The sequence below is a fragment of the Nocardia sp. NBC_00511 genome, assembly GCF_045161165.1.
Lineage (GTDB): Bacteria > Actinomycetota > Actinomycetes > Mycobacteriales > Mycobacteriaceae > Nocardia.
The window spans coordinates 1,812,596-1,830,882 of record NZ_CP107849.1; the positions used below are offsets into that span (position 1 = coordinate 1,812,596).

Below are 18,287 nucleotides of genomic sequence, written 5' to 3' on the forward strand. Positions count from 1 at the left end.
CACCTCGTTGCCCGAGGTGGCGCCCTGCGATTGGGAAGAAGCACTGAACGGGCCCGACAGCGACACCGCCCAGGTCATGGTTCTGGACTGCCGTAGAGACGAATCAGGTTCGCTGCCAACGGATACGCAGGCCATGGCGCAGAAGGTGTCAGCAGCTCTGGAGTCCTGGTCCGGACAACGACGCTTCGATTCCAGCCCGTTCCTGGTTCTCACGCGCGGCGCGACTGCGGTATCGACCGACGAGGTCGTGCACCCGGTGGGATCGGCGATATGGGAGTTGGTGGCGTCGGCGCAATCCGAGCATCCGGGGCGGATTGTGCTCGTCGACACCGACTCCGCCGACAAGGGCCTCGGAGATCTGTTCGGACTCATGGCAATACGGAACATGACCGTCACCGCGATCGCCAGCGCCGAACCGCAGCTCGCCATGCGCGGAGACGTGCTGCTCGTACCGCGGCACAACGGGGCCGGCTACACCCCTCCCGCCGCGACCGCTCGATCCGCCGAGCCAACTCTTGTACGCATGTTCAGGCAAGCGATCGCAGACGACAGGTTCGGCGACGGCATGGAGATGCTTCTCGCGGCCGCGCAACTTCGCCCTATGTTCGACGACCACACGGCCGGAATACCGAAGGGTATCGGACTCACCGGCGGCACGCCCGGCAATAGTGGCGGAGATGTTTTGCCGCACATCGTCATGATCTGTACCCCGGCGTTTCTCGGCGGATACATTCAGTACATTCTTCTCGCCGCTCACCTGGGCGCTCATCGCCGTTTCTCGGTTATCCCACTGTCGGGATACGAGCCGGACGAGCCTTTGCCCGCGTCGCTCGACGCCGCCATCGACAGTATCGCCAAGACCGTCCTCGACACCGTGGGCGACGACGAATTCGTCGTGGGTGGCATGTCGGGGGGCGGGAACCTCGCCCACGCCACCGCGGCTCGCCTGCTGGGACAAGGCAATACGCGGCTCCAGGGGTTGGTCATCTTCGATTCCTTCATCGCTCCCGAGGCGAATGACCGCCAAATGGACACCGCGCGAGACGCCGTGGTCGACACCGACGCGTCGATCCCCGATCTGGCCGGCTTCACCAGCGATCGTTTGACCGCTCTCGCGTGCTGGATCGACCTGCTGCGGCGAGTGGAGTGCCTGCCGGTCGAATGTAAGGCGCTCGTCATCAAGTGCACGAAACCGTCACCGGCGCACAACCTCCACGAGTGGCCCGTAGAAACCTGGTCGACAGCACAGACCGTCCGGACCGTGGACGCGCAACATGTCGAACTGTGCAGCACCGAGGCGCATACGACCGCACAGCTGGTCGACCAATGGTTGAGCCAGGAATAGAGGTTCGAGAATGGTCGATCAGCAAAAGCTGCAACATCTCCTACGACGGGTCACGGCCGAGCTGCAGGAAAGCAGGGCCAAGCTGCGGGAGCTGACGCAGGCGGGCTCGGAGCCGGTGGCGATCGTGGGTATGGGGTGTCGTTTTCCGGGAGGTGTGCGGTCGCCGGACGATTTGTGGCGTCTGGTGCTCGAGGGTCGGGATGCGGTCTCGGAGTGGCCGTCCGATCGTGGGTGGGATCGGTTGGCGGACAGGTCGTATGTGCGGGAGGGCGGGTTCGTCCACGACGCCGGAGATTTCGATCCGGAATTCTTCGGGGTCAGTCCGCGCGAGGCGCTGGCCATGGATCCGCAGCAGCGATTGCTGTTGGAGACGGTGTGGGAGGCGTTGGAGCAGGCGGGCATCAAGCCGGATTCGCTGCGTGGCAGTGACACCGGCGTGTTCGCCGGTGTCATGGGGCAGACCTATGGCGGGACATCCGGCATCGGGGCTGACCACGGACCGGAGGGGTATCGAATGACCGGCTCCGCACTGAGCGTGGTGTCAGGTCGGGTGTCGTATGTGCTGGGGTTGGAAGGGCCTGCGCTATCGGTGGATACGGCGTGTTCGTCGAGCTTGGTGGCGTTGCATCAGGCGGTGGCGGCATTGCGTTCGGGGGAGTGTTCGCTGGCCTTGGCTGGTGGGGTCACGGTGATGGCGACCGCGGAAGCGTTTGTGGAATTTTGCCGCCAGCGGGGGTTGGCGCCGGATGGTCGGTGTAAGCCGTTCGCTGATGCGGCTGACGGGACCGGCTTCGGTGAGGGCTCGGGTGTGCTTGTGCTGGAACGGTTGTCGGATGCTCAACGTAATGGGCATCGGGTGTTGGCGGTGGTGCGTGGTTCGGCGGTGAATCAGGATGGTGCGTCGAATGGTTTGACTGCTCCGAACGGTCCTTCGCAGCAGCGGGTGATTCGGCGGGCGTTGGCGAATGCCGGATTGTCGGCGGTCGAGGTTGACGCGGTGGAAGCCCACGGGACCGGTACCACGTTGGGTGATCCGATCGAGGCGCAGGCATTGCTGGCCACTTATGGTCAGCGTGATCGTGATTCGGAGCCGGTGTGGCTGGGTTCGGTCAAGTCCAATATCACGCACACTCAGGCGGCGGCCGGTGTGGCCGGTGTGATCAAGATGGTGCAGGCCCTGCGGCATGGGGTGCTGCCCAAGACGCTGTATGCGGATGAGCCGTCCACGCATATCGATTGGACTGCTGGGCGGGTGGAACTGCTGACCGCGCAACGTGATTGGCCGACGGTCGATCGGCCGCGTCGTGCTGCGGTGTCGGCGTTCGGTATCAGCGGCACCAATGCGCACGTGATTCTCGAACAGGCGCCGGAATCGGCGACCGACGTCGGTGGCGGCGGGGATGGCCCGGTGGTGTGGCTGGTGTCGGGTCGGACGCCGGCGGCGTTGGCGGGGCAGGCACGGCGGCTGCGGGATTTCGTGGCCGGTGACCCGCTGCTGGACGTGCATGATGTGGCGCGGTCGTTGGCATCTCAGCGGTCGCGGTTCGACCACCGTGCCGCGGTGGTGGGTGCGGATCGCGACCAACTGCTCGAGGGGCTGACCGCGCTGCTGGAGCAGGCTCCGAGTCCTGCCGTGGTTACCGGCGTGGTTACCGGCGTGCCACGCAGAACCGTGCTGGTATTCCCTGGCCAGGGGGCTCAATGGCTGGGTATGGGCAGACAGCTGCTGGACTGTTCGCCGGTGTTCGCCCGGAAGATGGCCGAGTGTGATGCGGTGTTCTCGCCGCTCGTGGATTGGTCGTTGTTCGCCGTGCTCGCGGGTACCGACGGTGCGCCGCCGCTGGAGCGCGTCGACGTGGTTCAACCGGTGCTCTTCGCGGTGATGGTGTCCTTGGCCGAACTGTGGCGCTCGGTCGGTGTTGTTCCGGACGCCGTGGTGGGCCATTCTCAGGGTGAGATCGCTGCGGCGTGCGTGGCCGGGGCCTTGTCCCTCGAGGATGCCGCTCGGGTAGTGGTGCTGCGGTCGGCCGCTTTGATCGCTGTGAGTGGCCGGGGCGGGATGATCACGGTGTCCTTGCCTGTCGATCAGGTCACCTCGCTGCTGGCCGGATACGACGAATTGTCCGTGGCCGCGATCAACGGGCCGCAGGCAACGGTGGTATCCGGTGCGGCAGGGCAGCTCGAGTACTTCCTGCAAGCCTGTGCACGTGACAACGTGCACGCCCGCCGGATCCCGGTGGACTACGGCTCGCATTCGCCGCAGGTCGATGTGCTCCGCGAATCGCTGCGCACGGTGCTTGCCGAACTTCGGCCCAGTTCGTCGCGGGTGGCGTTCTGGTCGAGCGTGACCGGTGGCGCACTGGACGGCACCGAGTTGGACGCGGACTACTGGTTCCGGAACCTGCGAGAACCGGTGTATTTCCAACACGCGGCTCAGGCCCTGCTGGTGGACGGGTACAACACCTTCCTCGAGGTCAGTCCGCATCCGCTGCTCACGGTCGGCATCGAGCAGCTCTGCGACCTTCGGGCGGGTGCCGATCCCGTGACCGTAGTGGGTTCGCTGCGACGTGACGAAGGCATGGAAGGTTTCCTTCGGTCGGCGGCGCAGTTGGAGGTGTCGGGTCTGGGGGTGGATTGGGCAGCGTTGCTGGGACCTGCTCCTGCGGGCGGGATAGCTTTGCCGACGTATGCGTTTGCGCGGCGCAGATATTGGCTGGATGGCGACTCTAGTAGTGGGGACCCGTCGTCGCTGGGGCTCTCGGCGGCCGATCATCCGTTTCTGGGCGCGGTGGTGGTGTCCCCGGACGGGGACCGTGTGGTGCTGACCGGCCGAGTCGGCCTGGCGACCCATCCGTGGCTGGCCGATCGCGCAGTCGGCGGGTGTGTGCTGTTCCCCGGGACCGCTTTCGTGGAGTTGGCGTTGCGTGCGGCAGCGGAAGTGGGTTGCGCGTTGCTACGGGAGTTCACTGTGCTGACGCCGCTCGTGCTGCCCGACGGGGTCGGTATGCAGTTGCAGGTAGTGGTGGACGCTGCCGAGGAGCTCGGCTGCCGGTCGGTGTCGGTGTATTCCCGTGCGGAGGCCGCGGACGGCAGGTGGGTGCTGCACGCGCAGGGTGTGCTCGGTGACGAGGGCGTGCCGGAACTGGACGCGGGATTGGCGGTGTGGCCGCCCGCTGGTGCGGTCGCCGTGCCGGTGGATGGTCTGTATGACCGGTTGGCTGTTGCCGGTGACGAGTACGGATCGGCGTTCCAGGGATTGCGATCGGTATGGCGTTGTGGCGCCGAACTATTCGTGGAGGTCGAGCTGCCCGAGCCGATGACCGAGGTGTCGCGGTTCGGGCTGCATCCGGCCTTGCTGGAGTCGGTGCTGCACGGACAGCTCGTCGATGTCGATCCCAGTCCGGGGCGGGTGAGGTTGCCATTCCGTTGGCAAGGCGTGGCTTTGCACGCGAGCGGAGCGTCGCTGGCGCGGGCGCGTATCGCTCCGGTGCCCGGCGATATCGGTGCGATGTCGATCCAGGTCGCCGATGCGGTCGGCCGGATGGTGTTCACGACCCGGTCCTTGACACTGCAGGAGGTGTCTTCCGCAGAGCTGGACGCCTTCTCGGTACAGGACGGGTTGTATGGAGTGCAGTGGACGCCAGCGGCGGCGCAGGTCATCTCGCCTGCCGATGCCGAAACCTTCGCCAGTGGTGAGGATTTCGGTAGCTGGGCGCGGAACGAGGAAGTGACCGTGCCCGCGGTCGTCGTATTCGATCGCGGCGTGGTCGGCGCCGGTGCGGATGTGCCGAGTCGTGTCCGCGCCGCGACGCATGAGATGTTGCGGGTGTTGCAGGCCTGGATCGATGAGGTGCGTTACACGGCAAGCACTTTGGTTGTTGTCACTCGTGGTGCGGTCGGCGGGGCCGGGCACGATGTCACTGATTTGGCAGGATCTGCGGTCTGGGGTCTGGTGCGTTCGGCGCAGTCGGAGGCTCCGGGTCGTATCGTGCTGGTCGATACGGACACTGACGAGCTGACCGCCGAAGGGCTTGCGGCGGTGATCGTTTCGGGCGAGCCCCAGATCATGATCCGTGCCGGTGTCGCACATGCGGCCCGATTGATCCGGCTACCTGTTCAGGCCACAGATGCCGGGAAGATCGTCCGCACGGCGCCCGTCGACTTGTCGAGGCCGGGCACGACCGGCGTGGTGTCGGCTGGGACGGTGCTGGTTACCGGCGGCACGAGTGGTTTGGGTGCGGTGTTGGCCCGGCATTTGGTGACAAACCATGGGGTGCGGTCGCTGGTGTTGGCGAGTCGTCGTGGTGCGGCTGCGCCGGGAGCGTCGCTGTTGGTGACGGAGTTGGGCGAGCTGGGTGCTCAGGTGCGGATTGTGGCTTGTGATGTCGCAAACCGCGATGAGGTGGCCGAGCTGTTGTCGGCGGTGCCCGAGCGGTTCCCTCTGACGGGTGTGGTGCATGCGGCCGCTGTGCTCGATGACGGCGTGATCGCGTCACTGACACCGGACCGGATGGACGCGGTGTTGGCGGCCAAGGCTGCTGCGGCATGGCATCTGCACGAGTTGACCCACGACTTGGATCTGGGGTTGTTCGTGTTGTATTCCTCGGTTGCGGGTGTGTTGGGGAATGCGGGGCAGGGCAACTACGCGGCGGCGAATGCGTTCCTGGACGGGTTGGCCGAGCACCGGCGTGCGAGTGGGCTGGCCGCGACGTCGATCGCATGGGGGTGGTGGGCTTCCGATACCGGGATGACCGGGCACCTCGTTGCTGCCGACACCGCTCGGTTGGGTCGTGCTGGGCTCTCACCCATTTCGACCGAGCGAGGTCTGGCGATGTTCGACGCTGCGATCGTTCAGGATCGTGCCGGCGTGGTCGCGGCACCACTGAACCGTGTGGTGCTGGATGCGCAGGTCAGGGCTGGGACATCGATCCCGCTGCTGCGGGGATTGGTTTCGAGTGCGCGACGTCGTTCGGTGCCGGAGCTGTCGCGGGAGCCCGGAGCGGTTGTGCAAGAGCGGGTTTCAGCGCTGGCGGAAGCCGAGCGACTGCCGATGCTGCTGGGCGTGGTGCGAGAACAGATGGCGATTGTGCTCGGCCATGATGGTCCCGACGCGATCGATCCAGCCGGCAACTTCCGGGAGTTGGGCTTCGATTCGCTGGCCGCGGTCGAGGCCCGCAATCGACTCAATACGCTCACCGGACTGCGACTGCCCGCCACCGTGATCTTCGACCATCCCACACCGGCCACCCTCGCCCGATACATGCTGCGAGAACTCGCAGCCACCGACCTTCCGGCGGCAGCACCCGTGGCTCCCGACGAGACTTTGGTCGGTGTCATCCGGCAAGCGATCGAAAATAATAGGCTCAGAAACGGTTTGGCGTTCTTGCGAGCGGCAGGGAAACTCCGTCCGGTGTTCGACCGATTCACCGCGGGAATGTCGACTGGCATCGGAATCAGTGGCGGTTCGCCCCGCAACAGTGCCGGGGATGTCCTGCCGCACCTGGTATTCATCAATTCCCCGGAATTCCTCGGCGAATCCATTCAGTACACGCAGCTTGCCGCCGATTTGGGTGGTCACCGCCGTGTTTCGGCTATCCCACTGTTGGGATACGCTCCGGATGAGCCGCTCCCGGCCTCGCTTGATGCCGCTATCGACAGCATTGTCGAGACGGTTCTCGATACGGTGGGCCAGGACGAATTCGTCCTGGGCGGTTACTCGGTGGGCGGAAATATCGCCCACGCGGCGGCGGCTCGGTTGTCGGAACAAGGAAATAGCCAGCTGCAAGGCCTGATCATCCTTGACGGCCATATCGCCCGCGAGGCGAATGAACACCAATTGAAAGGCCGCGGAAACCACCTGCTCGAGGTGGACGCGATGATCCCTGACCTCGCCACCACACGGTTGACCGCATTCGGCTGGTGGTTCGACCTGGCGATGCAGATCGAGCACAAACCTCTCGAATGCACCACGCTTTTCGTCAAGTTCAGGCGATCGGCGCAATTGCGGCAGGGCATCGTTGACCGGCCGATAGAAGCGTGGTCGACCGCGCAGACGGTCCAGACCGTGGCTGCGGAGCACGTTGCGCTGTGCGGTGCCGAGGTCCAGGTAACGGCACAGTTGATAGGCCAATGGCTCACGCGGCTGAGCGCTGGCATCGAACCTATTCAGTGAGAAAGTGAAAATGAGCGCAATGACAACAGAACCCGATCACGAAATCGTGGTGATCGGAGCGGGTCCGGGCGGTATCGCGGCGGGTGTGCTGCTCAAACGCGCGGGGATCGAAGAGTTCACTATCCTGGAACGGGCGGGCGAGGTCGGCGGCAGTTGGCGCGACAATTCCTACCCGGGGATCAGCGTGGACGTACCCGCGCTCGTTTACCAGTACTCGTTCGCCCGCAAGGCCGATTGGCCGACGGCGTTCCCGACAGGTGCCGAGGTTCAGGCGTATCACCGGGATGTCGCCCGCCGCTTCGGTCTCTATCGGCATCTGCGGTTCCACACCGAGATCGTCCGCGAAGTATGGGACGAGGAACACCGTCGATGGGCGTTGCACACCGCTGATAACGAGATAATCACGGCCAGGTTCGTGATCAGCGCGGTCGGTGCCTTTCTGCGCCCCAAACCCGATGGCATAAACGGTCTCGATGATTTCACCGGCATGGTGCAACGCCCGGCTGGCTGGGACCATGCTCTCGACCTGGCGGGTAAGCGTGTGGCAGTGGTCGGTACCGGCGCGAGTTCGGTGCAACTCACGCCCGCGATCGCGCCTGCGGTAGCTCACCTCGATGTCTACCAGCGGACGCCGGTGTGGTGCATGGCCAAACCCGACTTGCGGGTCCCGCGCTGGTTCCAAGCCGCCCTGCGGGTGCCGGGCGTGGCTGCGGCCCTGCGCGGGATGATGTTGCTGGGGTTGGAACCCATTGCCAGACTGGTCACGATCATGCCCTTGGCTGTGGCGAAACCGATGATGGCCGCATTCGATTCCTTGGCCAAGCGGGCTTACCGAAGGTATCTCCGACGGATCATCGACGACCCCGAAACGGCCGCCGCACTGACACCCGACTACGGCCCCATGGCGAAGCGCGTCACCCTGTCGGCCGGATATCCGGCGGTGTTCAATCGCGACAATGTCGGCCTGGTCGCCGACGACATCGAGCGGTTCACCGAGCAGGGCATCCTGGCCTGCGATGGCACCGAGCGCAAATATGACGTCATCGTGCTGGCTACCGGCTACGAGATGTACACCGATCCGGAAAGCTACGTCGAAGGCGCCGTGGTCGGGCGGGACGGATTCGATCTCGGTCGGTTCTTCGGAGCCCATGGAGTACAGACCTACGAGGGTGTGGCCGTACCCGGTCTGCCGAACCGCTGGATGCTGGTCGGACCGTACACGATGGCCGATATCGGATGGCACGGGATGGTGGAAACGACTGCCTCGCATGCTATTCGAGCGATCATGGAGGCGCGCCGCCGCCATGCGTCGACTGTCGAGGTGAGCGAACAGGCGCACGCCGCGCACCATGCCGAGATCCGCAGGCGCGGCCGGGTTCTCCGGTACTACGTCGAGACGCAAAACCAGGGTACTCGAACCTATTATCGCAACTCGCACGGTGACGTGGCGTATTTCCGGCCTGCCGGTGCTCTCGAAACACGCTGGCGCGGCAGGCATTTCCCGTTCACCGACTACCACTTCGACGCGGACAACGGCAACCCTCGCCCGCGAGAATAGCGGGCGCCGCATCGATTTCGAACAACAGGGGGTAATCGGCGAACTATCCGAGCACACAGCATCTTCACCGGCCGAGCAGGCACCGATCACGTTGGCCACGCCACTGCGGCTACCGCCTTTGGACGGGGATTCCGGTGGGTAACGTGCGGCCGACCTGGTGTTTCAGGTGGCTGTGGTTGAGCTCGACTCGGTCATCGAGGTGTCCTGGTTCATCGCGGTGAGCGCTCGCGGTTGCGTCTCGGAACGTATTGATCCCGCAAATAGTCGGCTCGATGACGGCAAGGGTGCGTCAATGTCGGCGTCGACACCGCTCGAACCCGCCTATCTTCCATGTCTGGTCCGGAATATCTCATGTCCGGGCAGCGAGGAGATGGTTCGTGATGGCCGGCGATCCCGACGATCGAGGGTTGTTCGCCGCGTTGACGGCCAGCAATGAGCACATCGTCCGCATGCTCGATCTGCTGTCCGAATCCGGCTGCACAACAGCGCTTCTGATGAGATTCGTACCGGGGCCCACAGCAGCTCTCTCGGGGGCGCTCCGCCTGCTGGCGGTGCACGGGCTGCTCACCTCCGATGACGACGGCAGCTGGGACGAGCCGCTGATGATCCGCGGATCGATTCGGCTCACCGGTAGAGGTGAGGCTGTCGCACAGGGTTTGGCGGAGTCCGCGACAACCGCTGTGGCGCAGGATGATCGGCGACCCAGGCGTCACACGCGGCTGAACATCGCCGGCGCGAGCTCGGACCGCGCGAGGCCAGCGTCAGCGCCACGATCGTGATCGACCCGAGGGCTCATGGGTGGCGATACTGTGTGCGGGTCTCGGTCCTGGGCACGCGCATTTCCAGCCAGCGGAATCCGGCTGCAATTCGGCGTCCAGGTGGGTTTCGAAGCCGAGTTGTTCGAGTAGGGCTTTGCTGCGGTCCTGGTCGGTCACCGGCACGGCCACGGTCAGGACACCGGTACAGGTTGCGATGCTCATGGGAGAGCAGACTGTCTTCGAACGGCGGAATTCATCGGTACCTGAAGAGCCAGATTCCCTGCGATAAAGGTGGGCCCTATGCGAAAGCCATCGATCCATGTCGCCTCGCTACTCGACGGCGAAGAGATGTACCGCAGTGAACTCGGGTCGATTCACCGGCTCACCGCCGACAACTTCCCGGTCTTGAAGGGTTTGTCGATCAAGCGATTACGCTTGGCTCCCGGCGCGATCCGGGAACCGCACTGGCACGTCAACGCCACCGAACTCACCTACTGCACCGCCGGGCAGGCCTTGGTCTCGGTGCTCGACGCCGGCAGCGAGTTCTCCTCGTTCACGGTCAGCGCGGGAGAAATGTTCCATATCGAATCCGGCGCTCTGCATCATGTCGAGAACATCGGTGATTCCGATGCCGAGTTCATCGTGGCCTTCCGTCACGAGCGGCCCGAGGATTTCGGTTTCAGCGCCGCGCTGGGCGCGATGAGCGACGCGGTGCTCGGCAACACCTACGACCTGCCCTCTGAGTCCTTCGCGAATATTCGCCGCAGCACCACAGCCAAGATGATCGTGGCCCGAGAAGGTGGTCCGGATGTCCCGCCGACGGCGCACTTCGGCGATCCGCACCATTTCGCGGTCGAAGCGATGGCGCCGCCCGTCGCCTCCGCCGCCGGATCGGCGCGAACCGCCCGCGTGCAGTATTGGCCTGCGCTGCACGACATTTCGATGTACTCGCTGCGCGTCAGCGAAGACGGTATGCGCGAACCGCATTGGCATCCGGTCACCGCCGAAATGGGATACGTGCACAGGGGCGCGGCGCGAATGACGATCATGAATCCCGATGGCGCCCTGGACACCTACATCGTCAGGGCCGGGGAGGTCTACTTCGTTCCCCGCGCCTACCCCCATCACATCGAGGTCATCGACGCGCCGGAGCTGCACATCCTCATCTTCTTCGACCAGCCGACCCCGGCCGATATCGGCTACCGCGCCTCGGCGAGCGCCTACTCGCGCGAGGTGCTCGCCGCGACCTTCGGCATCGCCCTCGACGCACTGCCCGAACTCCCGTTCACCCCGGCCGACCCGCTACTGGTCACCCGCCGCAACCCCCTCGATCCCGTCGCGGACTGAACGCGAACCGAACGGGTCGAATGGATGCAAGTAGGCTGCACCAAGCATTTGCTTGGTGAAAGTGAGGCGTTGTGATCGACGATTTCGGGAAGCGCGATGGTGCCGCGCTGGTAGCCGGTGGCACCGGCGGGATAGGCGCGGCAGTCGTTCGTGTCCTCGCACAGCGGGGTAGCGATATCGGGCTCACATATCGCGCGAACCGTGCTGCCGCCGAGGCGCTCACGAAAGACGTTGTGCAGGAGGGGCGTTCGTGTGAAGCCTGGGCGCTGGATCTCGCGGACTCGGATGCGGTCGCCGAGGTCGTGGCCCGATTCGAGCAGCGCTTCGGCGCTCTGCACACCGTGGTCTACGCCGCCGGACCACACGTTCCGATGGTCCATCTCAGCGGCGTGTCCCCGCAGCAGTATCGAGAACAGCTCAACGCTGATGCCGCTGCCTTCTTCAACCTGATGCACGCCACGCTTCCGTTGCTGCGTCGCTCGCGCGGCTCGGTGGTCGCGGTGACGACCGCCGCGACCCGCCGCTATCCGGTCCGGGACGGACTCTCCTCCGGCCCCAAGGCGGCCGTCGAGGCGGTGGCCCGTGGTCTCGCGGTCGAAGAGGGCCGCTACGGAATCCGTGTCAATTGCGTCGGTCCGGGCATGCTGACCGACGGGATGGCCGAACGTCTCATCAGTTCCGGCGATCTGGATGAGGCGGCGTTGGAGGTCGCGCGGCGCAATATCCCGCTGCGTCGTTTCGGGGACGCCGACGATATCGCCGAGGCGGTCGCGTTTCTCGCATCGGATCGAGCCGATTTCATCTCCGGCCAATCCTTGGATGTCGATGGCGGCTACACGGTCTGAAGGTGTCCGTACGGCGGTCGAGAGTTGTACGTCACATGAGTTCAACTTGAACGGGGCCGCCGTCGGAGTAGCGTTGCGGTAACCGATCGCGAGTCGCTGGATGGCCCTGTTCCTGCCCTCCATGCCCGAGGCCGCTGGCCGGTGTCATTCTTTCCGCTGAATGTCCGCTGCGTGCCCGGCAATGGGGTCGATGGCTGCCGCGGCATCGTGAAAGCACCTCGGAGCACCCATGTCCCGTGTGATCGAGCCACAACTGTCGTATTCCACCGTCGTACCTCGCGAGCACGTGCACCGCACGGCGATCAGCGAGGTCTTCCTGACCGACATCATCTGCGAGAAGTACCCGCGTTTCCGGCTGGGCGTCCAATTGCCGCGTCAGCACAGCTATTACAGCGAGCATTCCACACCCGCGGGTGCCGTTTACGACCCGTTGCTGCTACTGGAATGCTCGCGGCAGGCGTCGATCCTGATCGCGCACCGCTATGTCGGTGCGGGTATGGATCAGAAGTTCGTGTTCAACACCGGCAATCTGCGCGTCACGAATATCGAGGCGCTGTCGGTGGGCGGGCATCCTGGTTACGGGGTGCTCGATGCCGTCATCGTCGAGGAGAAGCGTCGCGACGAGGTGATCGTCGGCATCACGCTCGCCGTCGAGATCCAGCTGGAAGGGGTCTCGGTCGCCACCATGGAGATGGCCATCCAGTGGATGCCGGGCACGGCCTGGGACAAGGTTCGCACCCGGGGCCGCGCGCAACTCGACCTCACCGCCTCCAATCCCTTTCCGCTGCAACGCCGTGCCGTACCCGAGTTCGTGGGCCGCCGCAGTTTCGACAATGTCGTGCTGGGCGACGTCCGCAGCGACGGTTCCGGCGTGGACGCGGAAGTCGTGGTGGACCAGCATCATCCGAGCCTGTTCGACCATCCCCTCGACCACGTGCCGGGCGCGGTGATCTTCGAGGCGTTCCGGCAGACCGGGCTCGCGGCCGCGCACGAACTGTTCGGGCTCTCACCGCAGCGGCTGGTGCTGACCGCGGTCCGCGCCACCTTCCTGCGCTTCGGCGAACTCGAACTGGCGACCCGCACTCGCGCGCAACCACTTCCGGCCACCGGCGACCGCACCATCGAATTCGCCATCGAGATGTCGCAGGGCGACGCGATCATCACCGAGGGTCTGGTCACGCTGCGTCGCAGCGGCTGGCCGGTGCGGACGGAGGTCCGGGCATGAGCATGATCTACCTGGACTTCGGCGGCGTCCTGTCCCCGCCGATCGAAGACCTGTTCACCGTCTACGAGACCAAGACCGGGATCGCGCCCGCGGACCTGAAATGGGCGATGGCACAGGTCGCCGCCGAACTCGGGGTGCAACCGCTGGCCCCGATCGAGCTCGCACTGCTCCCGGAAACCGAATGGGTCGACGGACTGCACGCCGCCCTGCGCCGTCGCTACCCGGACATCGACCTGAGCCGCAGCCGCCGTGATTTCGGCGTGCAGTGGTTCGACGGTCATCGGGTGAATCCCGTTGTGCGACAACTCGCTTTCGACCTGCGGACACGCGGCCATCAGGTGGGGATCCTCACCAACAATGTGGTCGAGTGGGAACCGACGTGGCGGCGCATGGTCGATTTGGACGAGGTGGCCGACCATATCGTCGACTCCTGCCGGGTCGGGGTGCGCAAACCGGATCCGGCGATCTTCGAGATCGCGCGGGATCTCGCCGGGGTTCCGGCCGCGGAATGCGTCCTGGTCGACGATCTGGCCGAGAACTGTGCCGCCGCTCGCGCGTCCGGCTGGCATGCGGTGCGGTTCCTCGATGCGGCGCAGTCGATTTCGGAACTCGACGACTGGCTCGCCGGATCCGAGCGGGTCGCGACGGCCGGAGCGGGGGAGCGGTCATGACCGATATCGCAGTCGATTCCACTGCCGGGCACCAGCTTCGGACCGAGCGGCGCGGCGTACTGCTGGCCACCGTCCTGGTGGCGGTCCTGGTGGTGCCGACCGGCGTTTCCGGCACCGGTGTCGCGCTGCCCCGGATCGCCGAGGATCTGGGCAGTGCGCCGACCGCCCTGCAATGGGTGGTCAACGGCTTCAACCTCACCTTCGCGGCATTCAGTCTGGTGGCCGGGTCCCTGGCCGACCACCTCGGCCTGCGTCGCGGCTTCCTGGCCGGTGCGGCGGTGTTCTTCGTCGCCTCGGTGCTCAGCGCGCTCGCGCCGTCGATCCTGGTGCTCGACCTGGCGCGGGCGCTCGCCGGTGTCGGCGCGGCCACCATCTTCGCCTGCGGCGGGGCCCTGCTCGCCTCGAAATTCGAAGGGGCGCAGCGTACCCGGGTGTTCGCGGTGTTCGGCACCATCGCCGGTGTCGGGCTCGGCTTCGGGCCCTCCATCTCGGCGGCGGCGATCAGCCTGGTCGGGTGGCCGGGCATGTTCGCGGTGAACGCGGTGCTGATCCTGGTCGCCTTCGGGCTCGGCCTGGCGTGCGGGGTGCGCGATGTGGCGCATGCGCAGCGGCCGCCGATCGACTATCGCGGGGCCGTGCTGTTCGCGTCCGGGTTGGCACTGGTGATCGCCGGAATCGTGCAGTCCAACACCTGGGGCTGGACCGGCCTCGGCACCCTCGCGCTGATCGTCGCCGGGCTGGTGGTGCTGGCCGGATTCACTGTGGCGCAACGGCATACCGACAACCCCCTGCTGGACCTGAGCCTCCTGCGTAACCCGACCCTGGTTGGCCTGCTGCTGGTGCCGGTGGCCGGTGCGATCGGTTTCGTGGCGCTGCTGACCTACTTCCCGACCTTCCTCACCGTGGTCTGGGACCTGCCGACCGGGACCGTCGGCGCGGTCATGCTGATCATGACCGTCCCGGTGATCGTCGCCCCGATTCTCGCCGGAAAGCTTGCCCAGCAAGGTGTTTCGCCGCGCGTCATCCTCACCGTCAGCGTCGCGCTGTACGCGGCGGGCACCGCCTGGCTGACCGTGGTCGGCGTCGACCGGTCGGTGCTGTCGGTCGCCGGACCGCTGGTGCTGCTCGGCGCGGGCTTCGGCCTCGGAGTGGGCCTGGTCGACGGCCAGGCCATCGGGTCGGTGTCACCGGCCCGCGCGGGCATGGTGTCCGGGCTGGTCTCGACCGTGCGGCTGGGCAGCGAAGCCGTCGCGGTCGCCGTATACGCCTCGGTCCTGGCGACTTTGGTGACCGGACGGGTCCACGATCTGCTGCCCGCCTCACTCGGCGGTCAGGTGGTGGACCGGGCCGCGACCGCGACCGCCGCCGGTGACCTCTCCACCGTCGGCACCGCCGTAGACAGATCCCTGCTGGCTCAGGCCTACAACGATGCCCTGCACCCCGTGCTCTGGGTGCTGACCGCTCTCTCCCTGCTGTTCGTCGTCCTGGTCGCGGTGCTGCTGCGGCCCGAAACCGAGGACCCGCAATGACTCTCAGCATCCCCGCCGTCCACGTCCGCGTCACCGACATCCCGCACCTCGACACCCCCGAACCGTTCGTGCGTCACCTGCCCCGCGAGTCCGACGGCTTCGACCGCATCGAATTGCCGAGCGGCCACAGCGCTGTCGCATTGACCTCCTACGCGGATGTCCGTGCGCTGCTGCTCGACGGCACCGCCAGCCGCGAACTCTGCAATGTCGAGGGCGGCCCCTCGTTCATGCCGACCAACTGGGCTCCGGAAGTCCTGATCAACCTGGATGCCCCCGTCCACGGTGTCGTGCGCCGCTTCGTCTCCCACGAGTTCAGCGCCCGGGCGCTGGCCGAATGGGAGCCCGCCATCGCCGAACTCACCGATACCGCGTTCGAACGCCTCGAGGCGGCCCGACAGCCGGACCTGGTTCGCGATGTCTTCCGTCTCGTCCCGGCGCAGGCCGCGCTGCGGCTGCTGGGCGTTCCCGTCGAGCAGGCCGAATGGATGAACGAGCAGGGCCGCATCGTGCAGTTCGCGGACCGTGACAATATCCCCGGCATCGAAACGGCGTGGATCGCGCTGTGGGACTGGGTCGGTCGCCTGCTGGCCGATGACAGCACCCACGACGACACCGGCCTGCTCGCCGTCTACAAGCGGCGCGCGGCCGAACCCGAATACGCCGATATCGACACCGGCCTGTTGCAGGGCACGGTCATGGGCATCGTGCTCGGCGGCGACAACAATATCGCCACCATGCTCAGCAAGACCGTCTACGCGGCGCTCGCCCACCCGCCCCTGTACCGGCAGGTCGCCGCGGACCCGACCACGTACGTGCCCCGGCTGATCGACGAGATCCTGCGGCTCATGCCCCTGGGCACCCCGGGAGCTTTCCCACGGCAACTGACCAATCCGCTCGAGACCACCGCGGGCACCCTGCCGGTCGGTGCCATCGCCTACCCGTGGGTGACCGCCGCCAACCGCGACCCCGAGGTGTTCCCCGATCCGCTGGCCATCGACCTGGAACGTCCGGTGCGCCAACATCTCCAGTACGGGTACGGCATGCACCGGTGCATGGGTTCGGCGCTCTCGCAGCTGGAATTGATCACCATCCTGACCCGGCTGTTCACCCGCTATCCCGCCGCCGAGCTCACGGTCGACGCGGCCGCGGTGCCCTGGGATTTCGGAATCGGCCTGCGCCGACCGTCGGCGCTGCCCGTGCGGCTGCGCTGACCAGCTGATCGACCATCCACGAGTGTGACCGGCAGAGAGGACCATCGGATGACGGAGCGTTTCGAGGTAGTGGTGTCCGGCGGCGGCCCGGTGGGCATGCTGATCGCCGGAGAGCTGGCGCTGCACGGTGTTTCGGTGCTGGTGCTGGAATCCCGTACCGAGGTCAGCGACCAGCCGAAGGCGGGCACTTACCACGCGCGGGCCATCCAGACCCTGGCCCGGCGCGGCATCCTGCGCTTCCCGCGCGTGGAGGCCGACTATCGCGAAATCGTCCGGGAGCCATTCCAATTCGCCGGATACCCGTGGCTGACCCTGCGTACCCGAGCGATCGAGGGCCCGGTGATGATCGGTCTCGCCCAGGCCGATCTGGAGCGGGCACTCGGCGAGCGGGCGGCGGGGCTGGGCGCGGTGATCCGGCGGGGCCACACCGTCACCGAGGTCGGTCAGGACGACGACGGCGTCACGTTCTCGGTGCGGGCGGGCACCGAGAACTACACGCTGAGCGCCGAATTCGGGATCGGCTGTGACGGTCCGCGCAGCATCGTGCGGGAATCGGGGGCCTTCCCGACCCTGGAATACCCACCCACCCTGCGCGCCATGCTCGGCATGGCGCGACTACCGCATCCCGATCAGCTGCGCCCCGGCTGGCAGCCCACCCCGACCGGCTGGACCCTGTTGAACCTCAACAGGTTCGGGTCCAGCCGCATCATCACCTTCGAGTTCGACGGCCCCGAACCCGACCGCCGCCGTCCCATCACCACCGAGGAATTCCAGGCCGCTCTCGGCCGCATCACCGGCCGTCACGTCGACCTGGAGAACCTCGAATACACCAGCAGATTCAGCGATTTCACCCGCCTTGTCACCGATTACCGCGACCGCAGACTGTTCGTGGCCGGGGACGCCGCCCACGTGCACTATCCACTGGGCGGGCAGGGTCTCAACGCGGGCCTGCAGGACGCGGTCAATCTCGGCTGGAAGCTGGTCGCGGTGCTGCGTGGTGGCGCGGATCCCGCTGTGCTGGACAGCTATTCGACCGAGCGGCAGCCGGTGGCGGCCCGGGTCATCGAGAACACCCGCGTGCAGGCCATGCTGATGAACCCGAAGCCGGAACACGATCCGCTGCGCGCGTTCATCCGCGAACTGCTCAGCAATCCGGACGCGCACGACCGGCTCGCCGATGTCGTCAACGGCCACTCCGTGAGCTACCCGAGCGCGCCCGGCGACGGCGACTGGGCGGGCGAATTCTTCCCGAACCTCACCGTGGAAGTCGCCGGTCAGGGTCCGCGCGCGGTCTCCGATCTGCTGGCGCGAGGGCGCGCGATCCTGCTGCTCGACGGCGGCGGGGGCGTGTCCCACGCTGCGGGCTTCAGCCATCCGGTGGTGGATCTCGTTGCGGTGCGCCAACTTCCGGACGGCATCCCCGCCGCCGTGCTGGTCCGTCCGGACGGCTACGTGGCCTGGTCGGGCGCGGCGATCACCACCCCGGACGGCCGCCTGGACCCGGGCTTTACGGCCGCGTCGAACTTCTGGTTCGGGACCCGCACCGGGGTCGACGTGGAGCAGGTGGTGGTGGCCGGAGAGCAGCATTGAGGTTGCCCGACGATGTCTGGACTGCGAACCCCGGTC

10 protein-coding genes are annotated in these 18,287 nt (G+C 66.2%); all 10 read left to right on the plus strand.

Going from position 1 to position 18,287, the window contains the following annotated elements; genetic code table 11:
• Window positions 1-16: 16 nt before the first annotated feature.
• The gene (locus OG300_RS08570) at window positions 17-1,345 is read left to right on the plus strand and encodes a thioesterase domain-containing protein (protein WP_405498507.1); all 1,329 of its coding nucleotides are present in this window, start codon (window positions 17-19) and stop codon (window positions 1,343-1,345) included.
• A gap of 10 nt (window positions 1,346-1,355) precedes the next feature.
• Window positions 1,356-7,517 carry an SDR family NAD(P)-dependent oxidoreductase gene (locus OG300_RS08575; RefSeq protein ID WP_405493910.1) on the plus strand — a complete coding sequence of 2,054 codons (6,162 nt, stop codon included), beginning with the start codon at window positions 1,356-1,358 and terminating at the stop codon, window positions 7,515-7,517.
• Window positions 7,518-7,536: 19 nt separating this feature from the next.
• Entirely contained in the window at window positions 7,537-9,075 is a 1,539-nt protein-coding gene (locus tag OG300_RS08580; protein ID WP_405493912.1) for a flavin-containing monooxygenase, read from the plus strand.
• Window positions 9,076-10,133: 1,058 nt separating this feature from the next.
• On the plus strand, window positions 10,134-11,180 hold the full coding sequence (locus tag OG300_RS08585) for a cupin domain-containing protein (RefSeq protein WP_405493914.1): 1,047 nt from the start codon (window positions 10,134-10,136) through the stop codon (window positions 11,178-11,180).
• A gap of 74 nt (window positions 11,181-11,254) precedes the next feature.
• On the plus strand, window positions 11,255-12,025 hold the full coding sequence (locus OG300_RS08590; protein WP_405498508.1) for an SDR family NAD(P)-dependent oxidoreductase: 771 nt from the start codon (window positions 11,255-11,257) through the stop codon (window positions 12,023-12,025).
• A 229-nt stretch (window positions 12,026-12,254) separates the two neighbouring features.
• A complete protein-coding gene (locus OG300_RS08595) occupies window positions 12,255-13,250 on the plus strand; it encodes a ScbA/BarX family gamma-butyrolactone biosynthesis protein (RefSeq protein ID WP_405493916.1) in 996 nt (331 codons plus the stop codon).
• On the plus strand, window positions 13,247-13,921 hold the full coding sequence (locus OG300_RS08600; protein WP_405493918.1) for an HAD family hydrolase: 675 nt from the start codon (window positions 13,247-13,249) through the stop codon (window positions 13,919-13,921). Before OG300_RS08595 ends, OG300_RS08600 begins: the two co-directional genes overlap by 4 nt.
• Window positions 13,918-15,450, plus strand: coding sequence for an MFS transporter (locus OG300_RS08605; RefSeq protein WP_405493920.1), 1,533 nt, complete (start codon window positions 13,918-13,920; stop codon window positions 15,448-15,450). The genes OG300_RS08600 and OG300_RS08605 overlap by 4 nt, the downstream gene beginning before the upstream one ends.
• A complete protein-coding gene (locus tag OG300_RS08610; RefSeq protein WP_405493922.1) occupies window positions 15,447-16,661 on the plus strand; it encodes a cytochrome P450 in 1,215 nt (404 codons plus the stop codon). The genes OG300_RS08605 and OG300_RS08610 overlap by 4 nt, the downstream gene beginning before the upstream one ends.
• A gap of 48 nt (window positions 16,662-16,709) precedes the next feature.
• Window positions 16,710-18,251, plus strand: a complete 1,542-nt coding sequence (locus OG300_RS08615) for an FAD-dependent monooxygenase (protein ID WP_405493924.1) — start codon at window positions 16,710-16,712, stop codon at window positions 18,249-18,251.
• Window positions 18,252-18,287 lie beyond the last annotated feature (36 nt).